At 69.2% G+C, this 22,715-nt stretch carries 17 protein-coding genes and 1 rRNA gene; 14 read left to right on the top strand and 4 right to left on the bottom strand.

Annotated features, from left to right (window positions below; all coding sequences use genetic code 11):
- Positions 1-3: 3 nt before the first annotated feature.
- From HZZ00_RS28710 to HZZ00_RS28700, 3 genes are all read left to right on the top strand, one after another.
- Positions 4-1,224, top strand: coding sequence for a S8 family serine peptidase (locus tag HZZ00_RS28710; RefSeq protein ID WP_180329155.1), 1,221 nt, complete (start codon positions 4-6; stop codon positions 1,222-1,224).
- Positions 1,225-1,301: 77 nt separating this feature from the next.
- The gene (locus tag HZZ00_RS28705; protein WP_070022136.1) at positions 1,302-1,640 is read left to right on the top strand and encodes a WXG100 family type VII secretion target; all 339 of its coding nucleotides are present in this window, start codon (positions 1,302-1,304) and stop codon (positions 1,638-1,640) included.
- Positions 1,641-1,667: 27 nt separating this feature from the next.
- A complete protein-coding gene (locus HZZ00_RS28700) occupies positions 1,668-1,970 on the top strand; it encodes a WXG100 family type VII secretion target (RefSeq protein ID WP_070022134.1) in 303 nt (100 codons plus the stop codon).
- Positions 1,971-2,239: 269 nt separating this feature from the next.
- Here the strand turns inward: HZZ00_RS28700 and eccCa are convergent, their stop codons facing one another.
- Positions 2,240-6,205, bottom strand: a complete 3,966-nt coding sequence (gene eccCa, locus HZZ00_RS28695) for a type VII secretion protein EccCa (RefSeq protein WP_180329154.1) — start codon at positions 6,203-6,205, stop codon at positions 2,240-2,242.
- 304 nt (positions 6,206-6,509) lie between these two features.
- Here eccCa and eccD point away from each other — a divergent pair, with 304 nt between their 5' ends.
- A complete protein-coding gene (eccD, locus tag HZZ00_RS28690; protein WP_180329153.1) occupies positions 6,510-8,003 on the top strand; it encodes a type VII secretion integral membrane protein EccD in 1,494 nt (497 codons plus the stop codon).
- 65 nt (positions 8,004-8,068) lie between these two features.
- Positions 8,069-9,562, top strand: a complete 1,494-nt coding sequence (locus tag HZZ00_RS28685) for a PQQ-binding-like beta-propeller repeat protein (RefSeq protein ID WP_180329152.1) — start codon at positions 8,069-8,071, stop codon at positions 9,560-9,562.
- A 54-nt stretch (positions 9,563-9,616) separates the two neighbouring features.
- On the opposite strand, the gene HZZ00_RS28680 is transcribed toward HZZ00_RS28685, so the two are convergent.
- A complete protein-coding gene (locus tag HZZ00_RS28680; protein WP_070022128.1) occupies positions 9,617-9,910 on the bottom strand; it encodes a DUF397 domain-containing protein in 294 nt (97 codons plus the stop codon).
- A 267-nt stretch (positions 9,911-10,177) separates the two neighbouring features.
- Here HZZ00_RS28680 and rpsO point away from each other — a divergent pair, with 267 nt between their 5' ends.
- From rpsO to HZZ00_RS28655, 5 genes are all read left to right on the top strand, one after another.
- Positions 10,178-10,465, top strand: coding sequence for a 30S ribosomal protein S15 (gene rpsO / locus HZZ00_RS28675; RefSeq protein ID WP_003997419.1), 288 nt, complete (start codon positions 10,178-10,180; stop codon positions 10,463-10,465).
- Between the two features lie 296 nt (positions 10,466-10,761).
- Positions 10,762-12,978, top strand: coding sequence for a polyribonucleotide nucleotidyltransferase (locus HZZ00_RS28670; RefSeq protein WP_180329151.1), 2,217 nt, complete (start codon positions 10,762-10,764; stop codon positions 12,976-12,978).
- Complete coding sequence (locus HZZ00_RS28665; protein WP_180329150.1) at positions 12,975-14,354, top strand: pitrilysin family protein; 1,380 nt, start codon at positions 12,975-12,977, stop codon at positions 14,352-14,354. Before HZZ00_RS28670 ends, HZZ00_RS28665 begins: the two co-directional genes overlap by 4 nt.
- Positions 14,355-14,405: 51 nt before the next feature.
- Entirely contained in the window at positions 14,406-15,158 is a 753-nt protein-coding gene (gene dapB, locus HZZ00_RS28660) for a 4-hydroxy-tetrahydrodipicolinate reductase (protein ID WP_180329149.1), read from the top strand.
- Positions 15,159-15,171: 13 nt separating this feature from the next.
- On the top strand, positions 15,172-15,627 hold the full coding sequence (locus HZZ00_RS28655) for a tetratricopeptide repeat protein (protein ID WP_070022121.1): 456 nt from the start codon (positions 15,172-15,174) through the stop codon (positions 15,625-15,627).
- A 113-nt stretch (positions 15,628-15,740) separates the two neighbouring features.
- Here HZZ00_RS28655 and HZZ00_RS28650 read toward each other — a convergent pair whose 3' ends face one another.
- The gene (locus HZZ00_RS28650; protein WP_180329148.1) at positions 15,741-16,298 is read right to left on the bottom strand and encodes a hypothetical protein; all 558 of its coding nucleotides are present in this window, start codon (positions 16,296-16,298) and stop codon (positions 15,741-15,743) included.
- A 90-nt stretch (positions 16,299-16,388) separates the two neighbouring features.
- Entirely contained in the window at positions 16,389-16,628 is a 240-nt protein-coding gene (locus tag HZZ00_RS28645; RefSeq protein WP_180329147.1) for a hypothetical protein, read from the bottom strand.
- Between the two features lie 175 nt (positions 16,629-16,803).
- Here HZZ00_RS28645 and thyX point away from each other — a divergent pair, with 175 nt between their 5' ends.
- From thyX to HZZ00_RS28625, 4 genes are all read left to right on the top strand, one after another.
- The gene (gene thyX, locus HZZ00_RS28640; RefSeq protein WP_180329146.1) at positions 16,804-17,553 is read left to right on the top strand and encodes an FAD-dependent thymidylate synthase; all 750 of its coding nucleotides are present in this window, start codon (positions 16,804-16,806) and stop codon (positions 17,551-17,553) included.
- A gap of 211 nt (positions 17,554-17,764) precedes the next feature.
- Positions 17,765-18,664 (top strand): 4-hydroxy-tetrahydrodipicolinate synthase, encoded by a 900-nt coding sequence (gene dapA, locus HZZ00_RS28635; RefSeq protein WP_180329145.1) that lies wholly within the window; start codon positions 17,765-17,767, stop codon positions 18,662-18,664.
- Positions 18,665-18,858: 194 nt separating this feature from the next.
- A complete protein-coding gene (locus HZZ00_RS28630) occupies positions 18,859-20,544 on the top strand; it encodes a ribonuclease J (RefSeq protein ID WP_180329144.1) in 1,686 nt (561 codons plus the stop codon).
- A 487-nt stretch (positions 20,545-21,031) separates the two neighbouring features.
- A 16S ribosomal RNA gene (locus HZZ00_RS28625) occupies positions 21,032-22,556 on the top strand.
- Positions 22,557-22,715: the final 159 nt, after the last annotated feature.

Raw genomic sequence — 22,715 nt, 5'->3', positions numbered from 1 at the left:
GGCATGTTGTCAGCGAGCACGAAACGAGTGACCGCCGCGTGTGCAGCACTCGGCGCACTGATGGCTCTGCCGGTGGGCCTGGCCCCCAGCGCGGCTGCCGCCGACGTCCAGTCGCAGCAGTGGTACCTGTCGGCGATGAAGGCCGATCAGATGTGGAAGACGAGCACGGGAAAGGGGGTCAAGATTGCCGTCGTCGACTCGGGCGTCAATCCCTCGACCCCCTCTCTCCAGGGCCAGGTACTGGGTGACGAAGTACCAAAGTCCCTTTCCTACGGGGCCACAAAGGACTTGGACGGCCATGGCACCACGATGGCCGAGATCATCGCCGGTACAGGGCACGGTGGAGGCATGAAGGGCCTGGCACCCGGAGCCAAGATCGTCCCCTACCGCATCGCGGGCAACGGGTTCACTCTCCCCGAGGCGAACAAGGCGCCCGACGTGAGCAAAGTGATCAGGGCTATCGCCAACAGCGACGTCAAGATCATCAACATGTCCTTCGGTAGCGACATCAGCTATGACGACGAGCAGGCGGCAATCAAATACGCCGCCTCGAAGGGCAAGTTGATGTTCGCCGCTGCGGGCAACGACGCCAAGACGACGAACAACGCCGGTTACCCGGTCTCATACCCTTACGTCGTCGGGGTCTCTGCCATCGACAAGACGGGAACGGTGGGGAAGTTCTCCACCCATGGGCGCGATGTCGATCTGGCCGCTCCCGGCGTGGACATGCCCGGGTGGTGTGATGCGACCTTCCGCTCCTACTGCGACCAGTACGGCACCAGCTCCGCCACCGCCGTAGCCTCCGCCTCCGCAGCTCTCATCTGGTCCGTACACCCCGACTGGACCGCCAACCAGGTCCTCCGCTCGCTGATCGACACCGCCGGCCGGGAGTGGCCCAAGGAGACCCCCAGCAACTACCTCGGCTACGGCATCGTCCGTCCCCGCAAGGTGCTGGAGAACCCCCACTACAACCCCGGACCGGCGAACGTCGACCCGCTCGCCACGGAGAACTGGCGCGGCAAGCCGAAGACCTCGTCCTCACCCAGCCCAGCCGGCTCCTCGGACCCCGCCAAGTCCCCCTCCGGCGGAGAAACCTCCGCCGCCGACACAAGCTCCAAGTCGTCCGGCAACACCCTGACGTGGGTGGTCGTCGGAGCGGCCGCCGCACTGGTGGTGATCGGTGGCGCCGCGTTCGCCGTCATCCGGTCACGACGACGTGCCTGACGGTTCACACGAAAGGCGTCACCACTCGGTGATGCGCAGTCACAAGAAGCACAGCTCTCACGAAGGGGAGTGCCGACATGGCCGACGGCCGTAAGTTTCATGATGACCACGCACAAAAGCTCCAGACGAACGTCATCGACCGCTACGAGTCGGTCAAGACGAGCCTCGGCAAGCTCCAGGGCACGATCGACATGATCGAGACCCACTGGACCGGCCACGGCGCCAACGCGTTCAAGACGAAGCAGCACGAGATCAACGAGCACATGGCCGCCATCGGCCGCATGCTCGAGGACTTCCTCGAGGGCATCCGTCTCAACAAGGCCGACAAGACGAAGCTCGAGGACGAGCTCCACTCGACGATCAACAAGATCGAGGTGGACGCCGGCGCGAGCACCTCGGCGCTCAACCTGTACTGACCGGATCCGAAGGAAGAGGAAGAAGACATGACCGATCCGCACTACCAGGATCTGACCGTCAAGTACGGCGCCCTGGACTCGCTCGCCACCGAGCTCGGCAACGTGGCCAAGAAGCTGGAAGACGACCTCAGCGCTCTGAAGAAGGGCGTCCTCGACGTGGCCGAGGGCTGGGGCGGCGAGGCGTACGACGCCTTCCAGCGCAAGTCCAAGGCGTGGGACCAGCACGCCACCGGCATCCACCAGGCGCTGCTCTCCATCACGCAGCGGGTGCACGCCGCCGGCGGTGACTACCGCGGTGGCGACCTGAAGGGCGCCAGCTACTTCGAGTGAGTCGGACGCCTTGAGAACGACGAGGGGTGGGTACGCGCGGGAGGTACCCACCCCTCGTCTGTGGCATTCCGTCGCCCTTGCGACCCGGTGCCACGCGGCCACACCCGCGGGCGTCTCCGTGGCGGTGGCGGCTTCTCCGGTGCCGAGCAGCCCCGCTGCCCCACACTCCGCCCCGGCATCCACGACCACGACGGCGATCCAGACCATCGCGGCGACCGGAGCGCTGCCGAGGCCCGGCGGAAACGCCGCCGGGCCCCTCGGCCGGGGCGTCAGTACTCCACGTCCACCAATCCCGTCTGCACCAGCATCTTCCCCCTCCTGCGCGAGACGAAGACACCGCGCCCCGCCGGCATCGGCCGCGGCCGTACCCCGCCCAGGAGGTCGCCCTCGCTCGGGTCGCCGGACAGGATCACGCCCTGGGCGCCCAGTTCGGTCATCCGCTGCATGAACGCCTCGAAGGAGGCCCGGCCCGCGCCCGCGGTGGAGCGGGCGATGATGAACCGCACGCCGACGTCACGGGCGAACGGCAGCAGTTCGACGAGGCCCCCCAGCGGGTTGCCGCTGGACGTGGACACCAGGTCGTAGTCGTCCACCACCACGTACACCGTCGGGCCCCGCCACCAGCTGCGCTCCCGCAGCTGCTGGGCGGTGACATCGGCGGTGGGCGTGCGCCGCTTCATCAGGTCGGCGAGGGCCACCATGTGGTGGTCCATGGCGTTGGACATCGGGATGTACTCGGCCAGGTGCGAGGCCGGCGTGACATCCAGCAGGGACCGCCGGTTGTCGACCACGAAGAACTTCGCCTCGTCGCCCGAGTAGCGCTGCGTCAGCTGCGTGATGAGCAGCCGCAGCAGGTTCGACTTGCCCGACTCGCTCTCGCCGAAGACCAGGAAGAACGGGTCCTGCTCGAAGTCGACGAAGACCGGCTCCAGGTCGTTCTCGTCGATGCCGAAGGCGACGCCCTGCCGCGGGAAGCGGTCCCCCGTGGGCAGCTGCTCCGCCGGAAGCTCCCGGGGCAGCATCCGCACCTGCGGTGCGCCCGGTGCCTGCCAGTGCCGGGAGACCTCGGCCGCCAGGGCCGCCGTCGCGTCGGCCAGGTCCGTGTCGGAGGTGAGGCCGTCGATCCGCGGCACCGCCGCCATGAAGTGCAGCTTCTGCGGCGACACACCACGCCCCGGCACGCCCGCAGGCACATTCGCCGCCACCTTGCGGTCGATCTCGGAGTCCATGGTGTCGCCGAGCCGCAGTTCGAGGCGGTTCATCAGGTGGTCCTTGAGGTTGGCGCGGACCTCCATCGAGCGCGACGCCGTCAGCACCAGGTGGATGCCGTACCCGAGGCCGCGCGCCGCGATCTCCAGGACGGCCGGCTCCAGACTGTCGTAGTCCGTGCGGAAATTGCCCCAGCCGTCGATCACCAGGAACACATCGCCCCACGGCTGGTCGGTGACCGAGATCTCGCCCCGCTCGCGCCGGGCGCGGAAGTCCTGGATCGAGGCGATGCCCGCCGTCCGGAAGTACTCCTCGCGGCGCCGCAGCACACCGAAGACCTCGGACACCGTGCGCCGCACCCGCTCCGGGTCCAGGCGGGAGGCGATCCCGCCCACGTGCGGAAGGCCGGCCACCGCCGCCATGCCGCCGCCACCGAAGTCCAGGCCGTAGAACTGCACCTCCTGCGGAGTGTGCGTCAGCGCGAAGGCACAGATCAGCGACCGCATCATGGTGGACTTGCCGGACTGCGGACCGCCCAGCAGCTGCAGATGGCCCGCGGCGCCGGAGAAGTCCAGCCACAGTGGCTCACGACGCTGCTCGTACGGCTTGTCGACCAGGCCCACGGGGACGACGAGGCGCCCCGCGCCCTCGTAGCCGGGCTGGGTGAGCCCGCGCCCCGGGACGGCCGTGAGCTTGGGCAGCAGCCCGTCCAGCGAGGGCGGGCTGTCCAGCGGCGGCAGCCACACCCGGTGCGCCGCGGGCCCCTGCGCCTCCAGCCGGCGCACGATCACATCGAGGACGGTGTCCGCGAGGGCGTCGTCGACCTGCGCGGTCGGCTCCGTCCGCTGCTGCGGCACCGGCGCGTACCGCACGGGCACCGCCGCGGCGGTGAACAGCACCGGCCGCCGGTCGACGGGCAGCGGCCCGCCGGCCGAAGCGGACTGCCGGCCCCCGGAGCGGTACACACCGGAGACGTACGCCGCCTTGAAGCGGACCATCTCGTCCGTGCCGAACTTCAGGAAACCGGAGCCGGGCACGTTCGGGAGTTCGTAGGCGTCCGGGACGCCGAGGGCCGCGCGGGACTCGGCCGCGGAGAAGGTGCGCAGACCGATCCGGTACGACAGGTACGTCTCCAGGCCGCGCAGCCGGCCCTCCTCCAGACGCTGCGAGGCCAGCAGCAGATGCACGCCCAGCGAACGGCCGATGCGGCCGATCTGCACGAACATCTCGATGAAGTCGGGCTTGGCGGTCAGCAGTTCGCTGAACTCGTCGATCACCAGCACGAGCGAGGGGATCGGCTGCAGCGGGGCGCCGGCCGCGCGCGCCTTCTCGTAGTCGTGGATGTTGGCGTAGTTGCCCGCGTCGCGCAGCAGCTCCTGGCGGCGGTTCAGCTCGCCGCGGATCGAGTCGCCCATGCGGTCGACCAGGGTGAGGTCGTCGGCCAGGTTGGTGATGACCGCCGCCACGTGCGGCATCTGCGCCATGCCGGCGAAGGTCGCACCGCCCTTGAAGTCGGCGAGGACGAAGTTCAGGGTCTCCGAGGAGTGGGTGACCGCGAGGCCCAGCACCAGGGTGCGCAGCAGCTCCGACTTGCCGGAACCGGTGGCGCCCACGCACAGACCGTGCGGGCCCATGCCCTCCTGGGCGGCCTCCTTGAGGTCCAGCATCACCGGGCGGCCGTCCACGCCGACACCGATCGGCACCCGCAGCCGCTCGGCGAGGCCGCGCGGCCGCCAGGTGCGCTGCGGATCGACGGACGCCGCGTCGCCCAGGTTCAGCAGTTCGGTGAACTCCAGGTTGGCGAGCAGCGGTTCGTCGTCATCACCGCCGGAGGCGAGGCGCAGCGGGGCCAGTTGGCGGGCGAGGGCCTCGGCGGACTCGTACGACAGGGCGTCCGGCGTGCCCTCGTAGACCTCGCCGCTCGCCGACTCCAGGCGCAGCGCGGTGGGCTGCGCGACGATCCACAGGTCGCCGCGGGCGGCGGCGAGTTCCCCGGGCACGACCTCGATCACCGTCACGCCCTGGAGCCCCTCCAGGTTGGACAGGACGGAGTCGGGCGGCAGGGAGACGCCGTCGAGGACGAGGACGATGTGGGGCTCCTCCAGCAGCGGCGCGCCGCTCGGGTGGAACCGCGGCCGGCCGGCGAGGCGGTCGGCCAGCAGGTCCTCCAGCTCGCGGGCGTCGGGGCCGATCAGCCGGCGCGAGCCCGCCCCGTCCACGGCGTCGGCCGCCTGCGCGTGCGGCAGCCACTTGACCCACTCCCACTGCGGGAGCGTGTCCCGGCCGGCCGCCACGGCGACGATCAGGTCCTCGGGGGAGTGCAGCGCGGCCAGCGAGCCGGTCAGGGCGCGTACACAGGAGCGCGCGGACTCCGCGTCACCGCTGACGGTGACGTGGTAGAAGGCGCGCAGCGAGACTGCCATCGGCAGGTCGCCCAGGGTGCCGTGGACGTCGACGAACCGCTCCATGGCCCCGGCCGTGAGCGGTTCCAGCCGCCCTGCCGGGCCGGCCTCGGGGGCGATGAGCGGCGTGGCCAGTTCCTGGGCGCCCAGCCCGATGCGCACCTGCGCGAAGTCCTCGTCGCCCGGCCTGCGTTCCCACACCCGGCTGCCCTCGGCGACCAGCGCCCACAACTGCTCGGGCGAGGGGTGCAGGTAGTACTGCGCGTCGCGCTGGGCCTTGGCGGTGGCCACGGCGGCGCTCCGGGTCTGCGACAAGTAACGCATGTAGTCGCGCCGCACATCGGCGAGTTGGCCCTGCGAGCCACGCCGGAAGCGGATCACCATCGCGATGGACATGGCGACGGTGGACGCGATCATCACCATGCCCATGATCTTCATGAACGGCTGTCCGTTCGTGAAGAAGAAGACCACCGAGCCACCCATGCCGAGTGTCGGCAGCAATTGCATGAGGACGCTTTCCTGCGGCCCCCGGGGCAATTCCGGAGGAGGCTGGAGAACGACCTCCCCCGTGGGCACTTCGGACGGCAGCGCCCGAGGCGGGCGCTTCACGACGATGTGACTCACTGCTCCCCAATTCCTTTGCCGGGCCCCAAGAATGAGGTCCGTCCCCCGTTGACGGACGGACGCAGGCCGCCGCGTGATCCTACTGACTCCACGAATGACCGGTGCGGGGTAGGGTGCCGGGTGTTCGCTTGAGCACACGCGAACACACCCCGCGAACCGGGGTATTCCGTGCGAGGCGTCTCCGCACGCCACCCCTGGCGGAGCCGGGCGACGCCCTCTGCGTCGATTCTCGGGTGTCCGCCCCGGGGATCGAGCAGGATTTTCACATCACGGGCGCAGAATCATCACTGAGGGGGAGTACGAGGTGACCACGACGACCACGGGAACAGCGGTGCCCGGCACGGGGTCCGGGTCGGGGCTCGGTTTCTGCCGGGTCACGATCGTCGCGCCCGACAGCCGGATCGACGTGGCGCTGCCCGACGACATCCCGGTCGCCGACATCTACCCGGAGGTCCTCAGGCTCTCCCGGCAGGAGCCCGCCGAGGGCGCACCGGTCGGCTACCACCTCGTACGCCGGGACGGCACCGTCCTGGACAGCGCGCGGTCCTTCGCCGCGCAGCGGATTCTCGACGGCGAACTGCTCACCCTGCGCCCCTTCTCCGAGTCGCTGCCGCCGGCCGTCTTCGACGACGTCTCCGAGGCGGTCGCCTCCTCGGTGACCCGGCACCGCACCCTGTGGAGCGACGACCTCACCCGTGCCGCCGGCCTCGTCGGCGCGGGCGTCCTGTCGGCCCTGCTCGCCTTCGTCACCTGGCAGGCGGACCCCGGGCACGACATGCACAGCCTGCCCGGCGTCCTCGCGGGCGTCGCCGCGGTGCTCCTCGTCGTCTTCGCCGCCGTACGCGGCCGGGTCTACGACGACCGGGGCGCGGCCATCGCCCTCGGCCTCGGCGCCCTGCCCAACGCCGCCGTGGCCGGTTCCGGACTGCTCCCCCTCGCCCACGGCCAGGGCATCGGGAAACTCCAGTTCCTGCTCGCCTGCGCGGCCGTGCTGCTCGCCGCCGTCGTCCTGACGCTGTGCACACCGGGCGGGGACGCCCCGTTCGTCGCCTTCGTCCTCGCCGCCGCGCTCGGCCTGCTCACCGTGTTCACGGCCGTCCTGGCGCACTGGACAGCGAAGGAGATCGCCGCCCTGTGCGCGCCCCTCGCGGTCGGCGGCCTCGCCTTCCTGCCCGGGCTCTCCATGCGCTTCGCCCGGCTGCCCATCGGCTTCGAACCGCCGAACTCCGCCCAGAGCAGCGTCTACGGCACGGAGACCACCGTGCAGGAGCCGGTCGACATGAAGCGGATCGAGGCCCAGGCCCGCCGCGGCCACGAGATCCTGGTCGGGCTCGTCGCCGGCTGCGCGCTCACCGCCCTCGCCTCGACCGCGGTGCTCGGCTTCTCCGACGACATCTGGGCCCAGCTGCTCGCCCTCGCCACGGCCGTGGCACTCCTCATGCGCGCCCAGCTCTTCCGCTACACCGGCCAGGTCGCCCCGCTGCTGGCGGCCGGGCTCGGCTCGCTCGTCCTGCTCGGTCTCGGCCTGGCGCTCAACCCGCCGCAGTCCATCCTGCGCGACGCCCTCACCGGCGACCGCTCCGGCCTCGACATCCGCGCCGTCTGGCTCGCCGCCGCGATCGCGGCCGGCGCGGCCCTCGTGGCGGCCCTGGGACTCATCGTCCCGCGCCGGGGCCTGAGCCCCTTCTGGGGCCGGTTCCTGGAGATCGTCGAGGGCTTCGTGCTCCTCACGCTGGTACCCCTCGCCCTCGCCGTGTTCGACGTGTACGCCGCGGCCCGCGCGATGACCAGCAAGTGACCTGAGGCACCGCCCCGTCGGCCCGCCCGCCCCCGCGGGGGCGGCCAAGAGAAGGATCTCGCAGCGTGAGCTTCGGCCCGCCCCCGTCCATGTACACACAGTCGGCGCTGGCCGCCGACCAGTCGCGCGGCCGCCGCCGACGCCTCCTGGGCGTGCTCGCGGCGGTCGTCGCGGTCGTGCTGTGCGCCGGTGCGGGGCTGCTCTGGTACCACTCGTCCGGCGACGCGGGGCACGGCGACGCCAAGGCGGCGAAGCAGGCCCCCGGCGACGTGCGCGACGGCCGCGAGAGCGTGGAGAAGGCGCCCGTCTCCCCGGAGGGGCAGACCGTCGTCGACCACGAGGAGAACGTCCTCGCCAACAAGTTCCGGTACGCGCCCGGGACCTGGGCCACGGACAAGATCGTCGCCCGGACCGTCGCCAACTGGATCGCGGGCTACAAGATCGGTGGCTCGCTGGACACCGACAACCGGGCCTGGAAGCTGGACCTCGACGGCCCCGTCTGCGCCGTCAGTCGCGACGTCACGGTCGACGGCCGGACCCCGGTCGTGATCCAGACCTCGGGGAGCTCCTGCGACCAGGTGCTCATGGTCGACCTGAACACCGGCAAAAAGCTCTGGCAGCGCAAGATACCGTCGTCCGAGTTCGCCTACGTCACCAACACCAACGTCGCCCTGACCCGGGGGGTCGTGGCCATCGCCTGGGGTCAGGGCTCGGCGGCGTACGACACGGACAGCGGCAAGCGGCTGTGGAACACCACCCTCGCCACCTCGCAGTGCCACGACGCGGGCTACGCCGGCGGCCCCGCGCTGCTGGCCCTGGTCACCTGCAAGCAGGCCGGCGAGCGCACCTACCGGGTGGAGAAGCTCGCACCGCGCACCGGCAAGGTCGCGTGGAGCTACTCGGTCAGCAAGGGCGTCCAGGAGGTCTTCCTGCCGTCCTCCGACCCGCCCGTGCTCGCCGTCGCCGCCGGGGACGTCATGGTCACCGACCTGATCACCCTGGACCCCGGGAACGGCGAGCGGCTGGCCACCATCTCGCTGAAGAACTACGAGCCCTACTGCGATCCGGAGACCTCCGGCTTCTTCGGCGTCGTCGACAAGTGCTCCGGCATCGTGACCGGCCGCGACCGCGTCTTCGTCAGGAGCAAGGACTCCGACGACCCCTTCAAGCCGGCGAACCACATCACGGCGTTCGACGTTCGGAAGGGCACCGCCGTGGCCACGTTCAGCGGCCGCAAATTCCAGTCGGTGCTCCCCGTCCGCATGAACGGCGACGACCTGATCGTCTACCGCAGCAGCATGGACGAGGTGCAGCCCGCGGCCATCGTCGACTGGAACCCGCGCACCGGCAAGGAGACCCCGTTCCTCCTGTTCCGCCTGCCGACGGAGGAGGACAGGACGTCCGACGGGAAGGTGGAGGACGACCCGGAGTTCTCGGTCCTGCTGTACGAGCACGGCCGCGCCTTCTTCGCCCCGTACCGGCTGGAGCGCGAGGACCCGAGGAAGGCGGGCCCGGTCATCTCGGTCTTCGGCGTCGGCACCGCCGGCCTCGAGCACTGACCCTCGGGCACACGAGAGGGGCGGCACAACGCGTGCCGCCCCCTCCCTGACCGCCTACCGCGCTTCGGGTCCCCCGTCGTGCGCCATGGGCTTCAGGTCGAACTCGCCGTCCCGCGCCCCCAGCACGAACGCCCGCCACTCCGCCTCCGTGTAGCGGAGCACCGTGTCCGGATCGAGGGAGGAACGCATCGCGACGGCCCCTTCGGGGAGGTACGCGATCTCCACGCGCTCCTCGTGCTCCTCGGTGCCCGGGGCGCAGTGCCACTCGACGTCCGAGATGTCGAGCGCGTACAGCTCGTCGCGCTCGCGCTCCTTGCGTGCCTTGATCTCCGCTTCCGTCTCCGCCATGGTGCGGCGACCCCTTCCCGACGTTTGCGTACGGTCCCGGCGCTCACCCTAGTGGCCACGGGCGGACCAGCGGGGACGCTCGGCGACCGGGGCGAAGAGGCCGGCCGCCGCCTGGTACCCTGAGTGACGGCCGTTCGTGTACGCACCCCCGGAGCCCCGTGCCCTGGAGGCCGCGCGCAGCGGATCCCCGCCTCCCGAGTAACGGAAGCTCTCCCGAGATGTAGACCGGGGGCACTCGGTGGCTCTCACAGACTATGAGGAGTACGCGTGTCGCTCGACGCCGCTACGAAGAAGCAGATCATCGCCGAGTTCGGTACCAAGGAGGGTGACACCGGCTCCCCCGAGGTCCAGGTCGCTCTGCTGTCCCGTCGGATCTCCGACCTGACCGAGCACCTCAAGACCCACAAGCACGACCACCACAGCCGTCGTGGCCTGCTGATCCTGGTCGGTCAGCGCCGTCGCCTGCTGCAGTACCTGGCGAAGAAGGACATCCAGCGCTTCCGCGCGCTGGTCGACCGCCTCGGCATCCGCCGCGGTGCGGCGGGCGCCAAGTAAGGACGCCGTGAGGGGAGCGGTTCCCGGCAGGACTCGGGGACCGCTCCCTTTGCTGTACGTGCGGAAACGTGCGCGGTGTCACTCACGCTTTGTAGTGTGGTAGCACAACGCATTAGGCACGACACAGAACGAGGAGAAGCGCACCACGCCGCCGCCGGTCCTCGGTAGTGGCCCCCGGGGGGAAGCGAGCCCCGGGTGCTTCGATCGAAGACCGGCCCGCACAGCAGGCGCGCTTCTCCACCACCGTCCCCCTGCCACACGGGCAGTCCAGGGACGAAGACGAGGAGAAAACGCTAGTGGAGAACGAGACCCACTACGCCGAGGCCGTCATCGACAATGGCGCCTTCGGTACCCGCACCATCCGCTTCGAGACGGGCCGCCTGGCCAAGCAGGCCGCCGGCTCCGCCGTGGCGTACCTGGACGACGACACCATGGTGCTGTCGGCCACCACCGCCTCCAAGAACCCCAAGGACCAGCTCGACTTCTTCCCCCTCACGGTGGACGTCGAGGAGCGGATGTACGCCGCCGGCAAGATCCCCGGCAGCTTCTTCCGCCGCGAGGGCCGGCCGAGCGAGGACGCGATCCTCACCTGCCGCCTGATCGACCGTCCGCTGCGCCCGTCCTTCAAGAAGGGCCTGCGCAACGAGATCCAGGTCGTCTGCACGGTCATGGCGCTCAACCCCGACCACCTGTACGACGTCGTCGCGATCAACGCCGCGTCCGCGTCCACCCAGCTGGCCGGCCTGCCCTTCTCCGGCCCGATCGGCGGCGTCCGCGTCGCGCTGATCCGCGGCCAGTGGGTGGCCTTCCCGACGCACACCGAGCTCGAGGACGCCGTCTTCGACATGGTCGTCGCGGGCCGCGTCCTGGAGGACGGCGACGTCGCGATCATGATGGTCGAGGCCGAGGCCACCGAGAAGACCATCAAGCTGGTCGAGGGTGGCTCCGAGGCGCCGACCGAGGAGGTCGTGGCCGCCGGCCTGGAGGCCGCGAAGCCGTTCATCAAGGTCCTGTGCCGCGCCCAGTCCGACCTCGCCGCCAAGGCCGCCAAGCCGACCGGCGAGTTCCCGATCTTCCTGGACTACCAGGACGACGTCCTGGAGGCGCTGACCGCCGCGGTCAAGCCCGAGCTCGCCCAGGCGCTCACCATCGCCGGCAAGCAGGAGCGCGAGGCCGAGCTGGACCGCGTCAAGGGTCTGGCCGCCGAGAAGCTGCTGCCCGAGTTCGAGGGCCGCGAGAAGGAGATCTCCGCCGCGTACCGCTCGCTGACCAAGACCCTGGTCCGTGAGCGCGTCATCAAGGAGAAGAAGCGCATCGACGGCCGCGGTGTCACCGACATCCGCACCCTGGCCGCCGAGGTCGAGGCCATCCCGCGGGTGCACGGCTCCGCGCTGTTCGAGCGTGGCGAGACCCAGATCCTGGGCGTCACCACCCTCAACATGCTCCGCATGGAGCAGCAGCTGGACACCCTCTCCCCGGTGACCCGCAAGCGCTACATGCACAACTACAACTTCCCGCCGTACTCCACCGGCGAGACCGGCCGCGTCGGCTCCCCGAAGCGCCGCGAGATCGGCCACGGCGCCCTCGCCGAGCGCGCGCTCGTGCCGGTGCTGCCGACCCGCGAGGAGTTCCCCTACGCGATCCGCCAGGTGTCCGAGGCCCTCGGCTCCAACGGTTCGACGTCCATGGGCTCCGTCTGCGCCTCCACCATGTCGCTGCTGAACGCCGGTGTGCCGCTGAAGGCCCCGGTCGCCGGTATCGCCATGGGTCTGATCTCCCAGGAGATCGACGGCGAGACGCACTACGTCACCCTCACCGACATCCTCGGTGCGGAGGACGCCTTCGGCGACATGGACTTCAAGGTCGCCGGCACCAAGGACTTCGTGACCGCCCTCCAGCTCGACACCAAGCTGGACGGCATCCCGGCCTCCGTCCTGGCCGCGGCCCTCAAGCAGGCCCGCGACGCCCGCCTGCACATCCTCGACGTGATGATGGAGGCCATCGACCGGCCCGACGAGATGAGCCCGCACGCCCCGCGGATCATCACCGTCAAGATCCCGGTCGACAAGATCGGTGAGGTCATCGGCCCCAAGGGCAAGATGATCAACCAGATCCAGGAGGACACCGGCGCCGAGATCACCATCGAGGACGACGGCACGATCTACATCGGTGCCGCCGACGGCCCCTCGGCCGAGGCCGCCCGCGCCACGATCAACGGCATCGCCAACCCGACGATGCCCGAGGTCGGGGAGCGCTACCTGGGTACGGTCGTCAAGACGACCACCTTCGGTGCGTTCGTCTCCCTGCTGCCCGGCAAGGACGGTCTGCTGCACATCTCGCAGATCCGCAAGCTCGCCGGCGGCAAGCGCGTGGAGAACGTCGAGGACGTCCTCGGCGTGGGCCAGAAGGTCCAGGTCGAGATCGCCGAGATCGACTCCCGCGGCAAGCTGTCCCTCATCCCGGTGATCGAGGGCGAGGACGGCGACGAGGCGAAGGACGACGCCGAGCAGTGACGTCCCGTGGCTCGAAGGTGACGGCCCGCTCCTCTTCGGAGGCGCGGGCCGTCGCCCGTACCCAAACCCTGATCAAGGGCACCGGCGGCATCGGCACCGTCCGCAAGACCACCCTCCCCGGGGGCCTGCGCATCGTCACCGAAACCCTGCCGTCGGTCCGCTCCGCCACCTTCGGCATCTGGGCCCACGTCGGCTCCCGTGACGAGACCCCCGCCCTGAACGGCGCGACGCACTACCTGGAGCACCTGCTCTTCAAGGGCACCGAGCGCCGCTCCGCGCTGGACATCTCCGCCGCCATCGACGCCGTCGGCGGCGAGATGAACGCGTTCACGGCCAAGGAGTACACGTGCTACTACGCACGCGTGCTCGACACCGACCTGCCGCTCGCCATCGACGTCGTCTGCGACATGCTGACCGGCTCGCTCATCGTCGAGGAGGACGTCGACGTCGAACGCGGCGCCATCCTCGAAGAGATCGCGATGACCGAGGACGACCCCGGCGACTGCGTGCACGACCTGTTCGCGCACACCATGTTCGGGAACAACGCCCTCGGCCGCCCGGTCCTCGGCACCGTGGACACCGTCAACGCCCTCACCGCCGACCGCATCCGCCGCTTCTACCGCAAGCACTACGACCCCACCCACCTGGTGGTCGCCTGCGCCGGCAACGTCGACCACAACAAGGTCGTACGACAGGTCCGCGCCGCCTTCGAGAAGGCGGGCGCCCTGAAGAACCTGGACGCGCAGCCCATCGCCCCGCGCCACGGCAGCCGTACCATCCGGACCTTCGGCAAGGTCGAACTGCTCGGCCGCAAGACCGAGCAGGCGCACGTCGTGCTCGGCATGCCGGGCCTCGCCCGCACCGACGACCGCCGCTGGGCCATGGGCGTCCTCAACACCGCCCTCGGCGGCGGGATGTCCTCGCGGCTCTTCCAGGAGGTCCGGGAGAAGCGCGGCCTCGCCTACAGCGTGTACTCGTACACGTCCGGCTTCGCCGACTGCGGCCTGTTCGGCGTCTACGCCGGCTGCCGTCCCAGCCAGGTGCACGACGTGCTGCGGATCTGCCGCGACGAACTCGACCACGTGGCCGCCAACGGGCTGACCGACGACGAGATCACCCGCGCCATCGGCCAGTTGCGGGGCTCCACCGTCCTCGGCCTGGAGGACACCGGCGCGCTGATGAACCGTATCGGCAAGAGCGAGCTGTGCTGGGGCGAGCAGATGTCGGTGGACGACATGCTGGCGAAGATAGCCGCGGTCACCCCGGACGAGGTGCGCTCGGTCGCCCGCGACATCCTGGGCAGGCGTCCGTCGCTGTCGGTCATCGGCCCGCTGAAGGACAAACAGGCCGCGCGGCTGCACGACGCCGTCGCCTGACCAACGGAATCGACAAGTCGGCAAGCCGGCAAGGATCGTGAGGAAGCAAGGATGAGCAAGCTGCGCGTGGCGGTCCTCGGCGCCAAGGGCCGGATCGGGTCCGAGGCGGTCAGGGCGGTCGAGGCCGCCGAGGACATGGAGCTGGTGGCCGCCCTCGGCCGGGGCGACAAGCTGGAGACGCTGGCGGAGACCGGTGCCCAGGTCGTCGTCGAACTGACCACCCCCGCCTCGGTCATGGGCAACCTCGACTTCTGCGTGCGCCACGGCATCCACGCGGTCGTCGGTACGACCGGCTGGACCGAGGAACGCCTCGCGCAGCTGACGGGCTGGCTCGACCGATCCCCGCAGACCGGCGTGCTCATCGCCCCGAACTTCTCCATCGGGGCCGTGCTGACCATGAAGTTCGCGCAGATCGCCGCGCCGTACTTCGAGTCGGTCGAGGTGGTCGAGCTGCACCACCCCAACAAGGTGGACGCGCCGTCCGGTACGGCCACCCGCACCGCGCAGCTCATCGCCGAGGCCCGCCGGGCGGCCGGCACCGCCCCCGCGCCGGACGCCACAGTCACCGCGCTGGACGGCGCCCGGGGCGCGAGCGTGGACGGCGTCCCCGTGCACGCCGTACGGCTGCGCGGCCTCCTGGCCCACCAGGAGGTGCTGCTCGGCGCCGAGGGCGAGACCCTCACCATCCGCCACGACTCCCTGCACCACAGCAGCTTCATGCCGGGCATCCTGCTCGGCGCCCGCCGCGTGGTGACCACTCCGGGCCTGACCTTCGGCCTGGAGCACTTCCTCGACCTGAGCTGAGACGGTCCCTGCGATGCGCGCGAAGATCAACTACCTCATCACGGCCGCCGTCCTGGTCTTCTACTTCGTCCTGGTCGGCAGCCGCGGTGTGCTGCTCATCGAGACCGGTACGGTCCTCACCGTGACCTTCGGGGTCGCGGTGCTGATCCTGCCGGTCATCGGGCTGTGGTTCCTCTGGAAGAACACCCAGTTCGTCCGCCGGGCCAACCAGCTCGCCGCCGAACTCGACGCCGAGGGCGGCCTGCCCGTGGACGAGCTGCGGCGCACCCCCGGCGGCCGGATCGACCGCGACTCGGCCGACGAGGTCTTCGCCAAGCGCAAGGCCGAGACCGAGTCCGCCCCGGACGACTGGCGCTGCTGGTTCCGCCTGGCCGTGGCCTACCACGACGCCCGGGACACCCCCCGCGCCCGCAAGGCCATGCAGCGGGCGATCGCCCTGCACGCGGGCCGCACGCCGACGGACGCCTGACGTGCCGTAGCCGGCCCGGCCGCGGACACCCGACGGGCCGGCCGCGCCGCCGCGTGTCCGCCGGACCGCGCGGGCGTACCCGCCCCGCCCGGCCGGCGGTCACGCGCCGGGACTCAGTGGCCCCGGCCCGCCTCCGCCGCCCACGCCTCCACCACGTCCGCCGCCCGCTCGAAGGCCGCCGGGCGCCCCACGAAGTCCAGGGTGTGCGTGGTCAGCAGCGCCGGGGTCTCCGCGGCCGGACGGTCCTTGCGCGACAGCGTCAACGCCTGGCCCTGCACCGTCCTCGGCAGCCCCAGCCACCGCACCGGCTGCTGCACCGTCCGCACGGACACCACCCGCGCCCACGGCACCGTACGCGTCATCACGAAGCCCACCTGACGCAGCCCGCGCGCGCTCACCCAGACGCCCATGCGCAGCAGGCGCAGCGCACCCGCGATCACCAGCAGTCCCGTGCCGAGGACCACCGCGGCGGAGGAGGCCGAGCCGGTCAGCGCGATCAGCACCGCCGCGAACAGCACGAAGGAGGCGACCATCAGCACCAGCGCGGCCAGGGCCACCCGCCAGGGGCCGGGCCGGTAGGGACGCCGCCAGCGGTCCCGGTCGTCGTACGGCAGCGCGCTCTCGGAGGCCGACTCGAAGGTGCGGTCGGCCGTCAGGAAGGGCAGGGGCACGGCTGGTCCTCACTCGGTCCTCACGGGGGCTGTGCCCGGTGAGGCTATCCGGCCCGCTTCCCGCTCACCAGCCTTGAGCCGCCGTAAGGGTCAGCGGTGCCCCTGGGACGCCTGCGACTGGGGTGCCGGCGGGCCGGACGGAGTGGACAGCGCCGGCATGCCGATGAGCAGGGAGCCCACGAGCCCGGCCACGATGGTCAGACCCAGCAGCCAGCGCCCGGCTATCTCACCGAAGGACGCCCGCTGCCGCGGCGGGGGAGCCACATTGCTGCGGAACGTGTCGGCTTCGGCGAGGAACGCGAAGGGGACGGGCTCGCTCCGACGGGACATCGCGGTGCCACTCCTTTCCCATGTGGGGTCGAACATGTAGGCCTCACCGGTACAGACGACCGAGTGCGGCAAAAGGTGCCCATGTCCGAAAAAATCGTCGGCGGGTTTTTTGGGGTGAGGTCCCGCTCGGGCTCCGCCGGGTGCCCCGTAAGGTGGGCGCGAACCACCCGAAGTGATGGGAAGGACCCCAACCCCCGTGACCACCCCCGAGTCGCTCACGTTCCGCAGCGATGTCACCGTCGAGCTGGTGAAGTCCAGCGCTTCGGACGCCGACGTCCTCTTCGCCGCCCGCGTCTCCACCGCGGGCGAGCAGTCCCTGGACGAGCTGAAGAAGGACCCCGAGCGCTCCAAGGGCCTGATCAACTACCTGATGCGCGACCGGCACGGCAGCCCGTTCGAGCACAACTCGATGACCTTCTTCATCAGCGCCCCGATCTTCGTCTTCCGGGAGTTCATGCGGCACCGGGTCGGCTGGTCGTACAACGAGGAGTCCGGCCGCTACCGGGAGCTCCAGCCCGTCTTCTACGTCCCGGACGCCGACCGCAAGCTCGTGCAGCAGGGCCGCCCCGGCAAGTACGTCTTCGTCGAGGGCACCCCGGAGCAGCACGCCACGGTGAGCGGCACCCTGGAGGAGTCGTACCGGCAGGCCTACGCGTCCTACCAGAAGCTGCTCGACGAGGGCGTCGCCCGCGAGGTCGCCCGCGCGGTGCTCCCGGTCGGCCTGTACTCCTCGATGTACGCCACCTGCAACGCGCGCTCCCTGATGCACTTCCTCGGCCTGCGCACCCAGCACGAGCTGGCCAAGGTGCCGTCGTTCCCGCAGCGGGAGATCGAGATGGTGGGCGAGAAGATGGAGGCGGAGTGGGCCCAGCTCATGCCGCTGACGTACGCCGCCTACAACGCGAACGGCCGCGTGGCCCCCTGACCGGGCGCCGCTGCGGAGCGCGGAACGGATGTACGGGTCAGCCTCCTGAAGTGTCCGTATTGCGGCATTTAGAGAAGTTCATCTAGCCTGATCAAACGGACCCGGCACTGCTTGAACCCCCGAGCAGGCAGTGCCGGGTTCCATATTTGTCCTGACTTACCCGGCCCCCCAAGGGCAGACCGCGCACGGAGCACCGAGTAGCGTGTTACCCATGGCTCCGACCTCGACTCCGCAGACCCCCTTCGGGCGGGTCCTCACCGCCATGGTCACGCCCTTCACGGCGGACGGCGCACTCGACCTCGACGGCGCGCAGCGGCTCGCCGCCCACCTGGTGGACGCAGGCAACGACGGCCTGATCGTCAACGGCACCACCGGCGAGTCCCCCACCACCAGCGACGCGGAGAAAGCGGACCTCGTACGAGCCGTACTGGAGGCGGTCGGAGACCGGGCCCACGTGGTGGCGGGCGTCGGCACCAACGACACCCACCACAGCGTCGAGCTGGCCCGCGAGGCCGAGCGCATCGGCGCCCACGGCCTCCTGGTCGTCACCCCGTACTACAACAAGCCCCCGCAGGAGGGCCTGTACCGGCACTTCACGGCCGTCGCCGACGCCACCGGGCTGCCGAACATGCTGTACGACATCCCCGGCCGCAGCGGCGTCCCGATCAACACCGAGACGCTCGTCCGGCTCGCCGAGCACCCCCGGATCGTCGCGAACAAGGACGCCAAGGGCGACCTCGGCCGCGCCAGCTGGGCCATCGCCCAGTCCGGACTCGCCTGGTACTCCGGCGACGACATGCTGAACCTGCCCCTGCTCTCCGTGGGCGCGGTCGGCTTCGTCTCGGTCGTCGGCCACCTGGTCACCCCGGACCTGCGCGCCCTGGTCGAGGCGTACACCTCCGGCGACGTGGTCAAGGCCACCGAGATCCACCAGAAGCTGCTCCCGGTCTACACCGGCATGTTCCGCACCCAGGGCGTCATGACCACCAAGGCCGCGCTCGGCCTGCTCGGACTGCCCGGCGGGCCCCTGCGCTCGCCCATGGTCGAGTGCTCGCCCGAGGAGATCGAGCAGCTCAAGATCGATCTTGCCGCCGGCGGGGTACAGCTCTAGCAACAGACTTCGCACGACCCGGACCCAGGCGGTCCAGAAGCCTCCGGGCTTCACCCCTGAAGAGACAACTGAAGAGACAACCGCATACGCGGGCCACCGGTGCCCGCCTTCCACAACGACAACTGCTTCGCACGAACGTCATGCGCGCCACGTGCCGTACCGGTACGTGGCGCGCATGGTTTGAGGAGAGTCTTTTGAGTCATCCGCACCCTGAACTCGGCCCGCCCCCGCCGCTTCCCAAGGGCGGCCTGCGGGTCACCCCGCTCGGCGGCCTCGGCGAGATCGGCCGGAACATGACGGTCTTCGAGTACGGCGGCCGCCTGCTGATCGTCGACTGCGGAGTGCTCTTCCCCGAGGAGGAGCAGCCCGGAATCGACCTGATCCTGCCGGACTTCTCGTCCATCCGGGACCGCCTCGACGACATCGAGGGCATCGTCCTCACCCATGGCCACGAGGACCACATCGGCGCTGTCCCCTTCCTGCTCCGCGAGAAGCCGGACATCCCGCTGATCGGCTCCAAGCTGACCCTCGCCCTGATCGAGGCCAAGCTCCAGGAGCACCGCATCCGGCCGTACACCCTGGAGGTGGAGGAGGGCAACCGCGAGCGCATCGGCCCCTTCGACTGCGAGTTCATCGCCGTCAACCACTCCATCCCGGACGCCCTGGCCGTCGCCATCCGCACCCCGGCCGGCATGGTGGTGCACACCGGCGACTTCAAGATGGACCAGCTTCCGCTGGACAACCGCCTCACCGACCTGCACGCGTTCGCGCGGCTCAGCGAGGAGGGCATCGACCTCCTGCTGACCGACTCCACGAACGCCGAGGTCCCCGGCTTCACACCGCACGAGCGCGACATCTCCAGCGTGCTGCGCCAGGTGTTCGCCGGCGCCCGCAAGCGGATCATCGTGGCGAGCTTCGCCAGCCACGTCCACCGCATCCAGCAGATCCTGGACGCCGCGCACGAGTACGGCCGCAGGGTCGCCTTCGTCGGCCGCTCCATGGTCCGCAACATGGGCATCGCCCGTGACCTCGGCTATCTGAAGGTCCCGCCGGGCCTGGTGGTCGACGTCAAGGCGCTCGACGACCTGCCCGACCACGAGGTGGTCCTCGTCTGCACGGGCTCCCAGGGCGAACCGATGGCGGCCCTGTCCCGGATGGCCAACCGGGACCACCAGATCCGCATCGTCGACGGCGACACGGTCATCCTGGCCTCGTCGCTGATCCCCGGCAACGAGAACGCGGTCTACCGCGTGATCAACGGCCTGACCCGCTGGGGCGCCCACGTCGTCCACAAGGGCAACGCCAAGGTGCACGTTTCCGGCCATGCCTCCGCGGGCGAGCTGCTGTACTTCTACAACATCTGCCGCCCCAGGAACCTGATGCCGGTACACGGCGAATGGCGCCATCTGCGCGCCAACGCCGAGCTGGGAGCGCTCACGGGCGTCCCGCACGACCGGATCGTCATCGCCGAGGACGGCGTGGTGGTCGACATGGTCGAGGGCAAGGCGAAGATCTCCGGCAAGGTGCAGGCGGGGTACGTCTACGTCGACGGCCTCTCCGTCGGCGACGTCGGCGAGCCGGCGCTCAAGGACCGCAAGATCCTCGGCGACGAGGGCATCATCTCGGTCTTCGTGGTGGTGGACTCCTCCACCGGCAAGATCACGGGTGGTCCGCACATCCAGGCCCGCGGCTCGGGTATCGAGGACTCGGCCTTCGCCGGTGTCGTCCCGAAGATCAACGACGCCCTGGAGCGGTCCGCCCAGGACGGCGTCGTGGAGCCGCACCAGCTCCAGCAGCTGATCCGCCGCACCCTCGGCAAGTGGGTCTCGGACACCTACCGCCGCAGGCCGATGATCCTCCCTGTGGTCGTGGAGGTCTGACGACCCGTCGGCTGTGACCAGGAGCGGGGCGCCTCGATTTGCATCGGGGCGCCCCGCTCCAGTACGTTTACGACCCCGCCCGGTTGGGAACCCCAGCACTTCATGCGCTGGACACGGTGTCCCGGACCGGATGGGAAAACCGACTCAGAACTTCTGATAAAGTCGGAACCGCCGGAAAGGGAAACGCGGAAGCGGGAACCTGGAAAGCACCGAGGAAATCGGATCGAGAAAAGATCTGATAGAGTCGGAAACACCGAAGGGAAGCGCCCGGAGGAAAGCCCGAGAGGGTGAGTACAAAGGAAGCGACCGTTCCTTGAGAACTCAACAGCGTGCCAAAAGTCAACGCCAGATATGTTGATACCCCGTCCATCGGATCACCGATGGTCGAGGTTCCTTTGAAGAAACACAGCGAGGACGCTGAGGACCGAGGGGACTATTCCTCCTCTTGGTTCCGCTCCCGTGTGTGTCACCGGATTACCGGTAAACATTCACGGAGAGTTTGATCCTGGCTCAGGACGAACGCTGGCGGCGTGCTTAACACATGCAAGTCGAACGATGAAGCCCTTCGGGGTGGATTAGTGGCGAACGGGTGAGTAACACGTGGGCAATCTGCCCTGCACTCTGGGACAAGCCCTGGAAACGGGGTCTAATACCGGATATGACCATCTTGGGCATCCTTGATGGTGTAAAGCTCCGGCGGTGCAGGATGAGCCCGCGGCCTATCAGCTTGTTGGTGAGGTAATGGCTCACCAAGGCGACGACGGGTAGCCGGCCTGAGAGGGCGACCGGCCACACTGGGACTGAGACACGGCCCAGACTCCTACGGGAGGCAGCAGTGGGGAATATTGCACAATGGGCGAAAGCCTGATGCAGCGACGCCGCGTGAGGGATGACGGCCTTCGGGTTGTAAACCTCTTTCAGCAGGGAAGAAGCGAAAGTGACGGTACCTGCAGAAGAAGCGCCGGCTAACTACGTGCCAGCAGCCGCGGTAATACGTAGGGCGCAAGCGTTGTCCGGAATTATTGGGCGTAAAGAGCTCGTAGGCGGCTTGTCACGTCGGTTGTGAAAGCCCGGGGCTTAACCCCGGGTCTGCAGTCGATACGGGCAGGCTAGAGTTCGGTAGGGGAGATCGGAATTCCTGGTGTAGCGGTGAAATGCGCAGATATCAGGAGGAACACCGGTGGCGAAGGCGGATCTCTGGGCCGATACTGACGCTGAGGAGCGAAAGCGTGGGGAGCGAACAGGATTAGATACCCTGGTAGTCCACGCCGTAAACGGTGGGCACTAGGTGTGGGCAACATTCCACGTTGTCCGTGCCGCAGCTAACGCATTAAGTGCCCCGCCTGGGGAGTACGGCCGCAAGGCTAAAACTCAAAGGAATTGACGGGGGCCCGCACAAGCGGCGGAGCATGTGGCTTAATTCGACGCAACGCGAAGAACCTTACCAAGGCTTGACATACACCGGAAAGCATTAGAGATAGTGCCCCCCTTGTGGTCGGTGTACAGGTGGTGCATGGCTGTCGTCAGCTCGTGTCGTGAGATGTTGGGTTAAGTCCCGCAACGAGCGCAACCCTTGTCCCGTGTTGCCAGCAGGCCCTTGTGGTGCTGGGGACTCACGGGAGACCGCCGGGGTCAACTCGGAGGAAGGTGGGGACGACGTCAAGTCATCATGCCCCTTATGTCTTGGGCTGCACACGTGCTACAATGGCCGGTACAATGAGCTGCGATACCGTGAGGTGGAGCGAATCTCAAAAAGCCGGTCTCAGTTCGGATTGGGGTCTGCAACTCGACCCCATGAAGTCGGAGTCGCTAGTAATCGCAGATCAGCATTGCTGCGGTGAATACGTTCCCGGGCCTTGTACACACCGCCCGTCACGTCACGAAAGTCGGTAACACCCGAAGCCGGTGGCCCAACCCCTTGTGGGAGGGAGCTGTCGAAGGTGGGACTGGCGATTGGGACGAAGTCGTAACAAGGTAGCCGTACCGGAAGGTGCGGCTGGATCACCTCCTTTCTAAGGAGCACTTCTTACCGGGCTTGCCTGGTCAGAGGCCAGTACATCAGCGAATGTCTGATGCTGGTTGCTCATGGGTGGAACGTTGACTACTCGGCCGGTATCTCGGGTCGGAGGCTGCTAGTACTGCTCTTCGGAGCGTGGAACGCTTGATCTTCG

Origin of the sequence: Streptomyces sp. NEAU-sy36, from assembly GCF_013423905.1 — a bacterium.
Lineage (GTDB): Bacteria > Actinomycetota > Actinomycetes > Streptomycetales > Streptomycetaceae > Streptomyces > Streptomyces misionensis.
The sequence above is the reverse complement of the archived record's forward strand: the minus strand, read 5'-3'. Positions and strand labels throughout refer to the sequence as shown.

What these genes read in the sequence shown, in the direction of transcription:
- HZZ00_RS28705 (WP_070022136.1), top strand. Translation starts at nt 1,302, where the DNA reads ATGGCCGACGGCCGTAAGTTTCATGATGACCACGCACAAAAGCTCCAG.
- HZZ00_RS28645 (WP_180329147.1), bottom strand. Translation starts at nt 16,628, where the DNA reads ATGTCCCGTCGGAGCGAGCCCGTCCCCTTCGCGTTCCTCGCCGAAGCC.
- dapB (WP_180329149.1), top strand. Translation starts at nt 14,406, where the DNA reads ATGAGCAAGCTGCGCGTGGCGGTCCTCGGCGCCAAGGGCCGGATCGGG.
- HZZ00_RS28680 (WP_070022128.1), bottom strand. Translation starts at nt 9,910, where the DNA reads ATGGCGGAGACGGAAGCGGAGATCAAGGCACGCAAGGAGCGCGAGCGC.
- dapA (WP_180329145.1), top strand. Translation starts at nt 17,765, where the DNA reads ATGGCTCCGACCTCGACTCCGCAGACCCCCTTCGGGCGGGTCCTCACC.
- thyX (WP_180329146.1), top strand. Translation starts at nt 16,804, where the DNA reads ATGGGAAGGACCCCAACCCCCGTGACCACCCCCGAGTCGCTCACGTTC.
- HZZ00_RS28655 (WP_070022121.1), top strand. Translation starts at nt 15,172, where the DNA reads ATGCGCGCGAAGATCAACTACCTCATCACGGCCGCCGTCCTGGTCTTC.
- HZZ00_RS28700 (WP_070022134.1), top strand. Translation starts at nt 1,668, where the DNA reads ATGACCGATCCGCACTACCAGGATCTGACCGTCAAGTACGGCGCCCTG.
- HZZ00_RS28710 (WP_180329155.1), top strand. Translation starts at nt 4, where the DNA reads ATGTTGTCAGCGAGCACGAAACGAGTGACCGCCGCGTGTGCAGCACTC.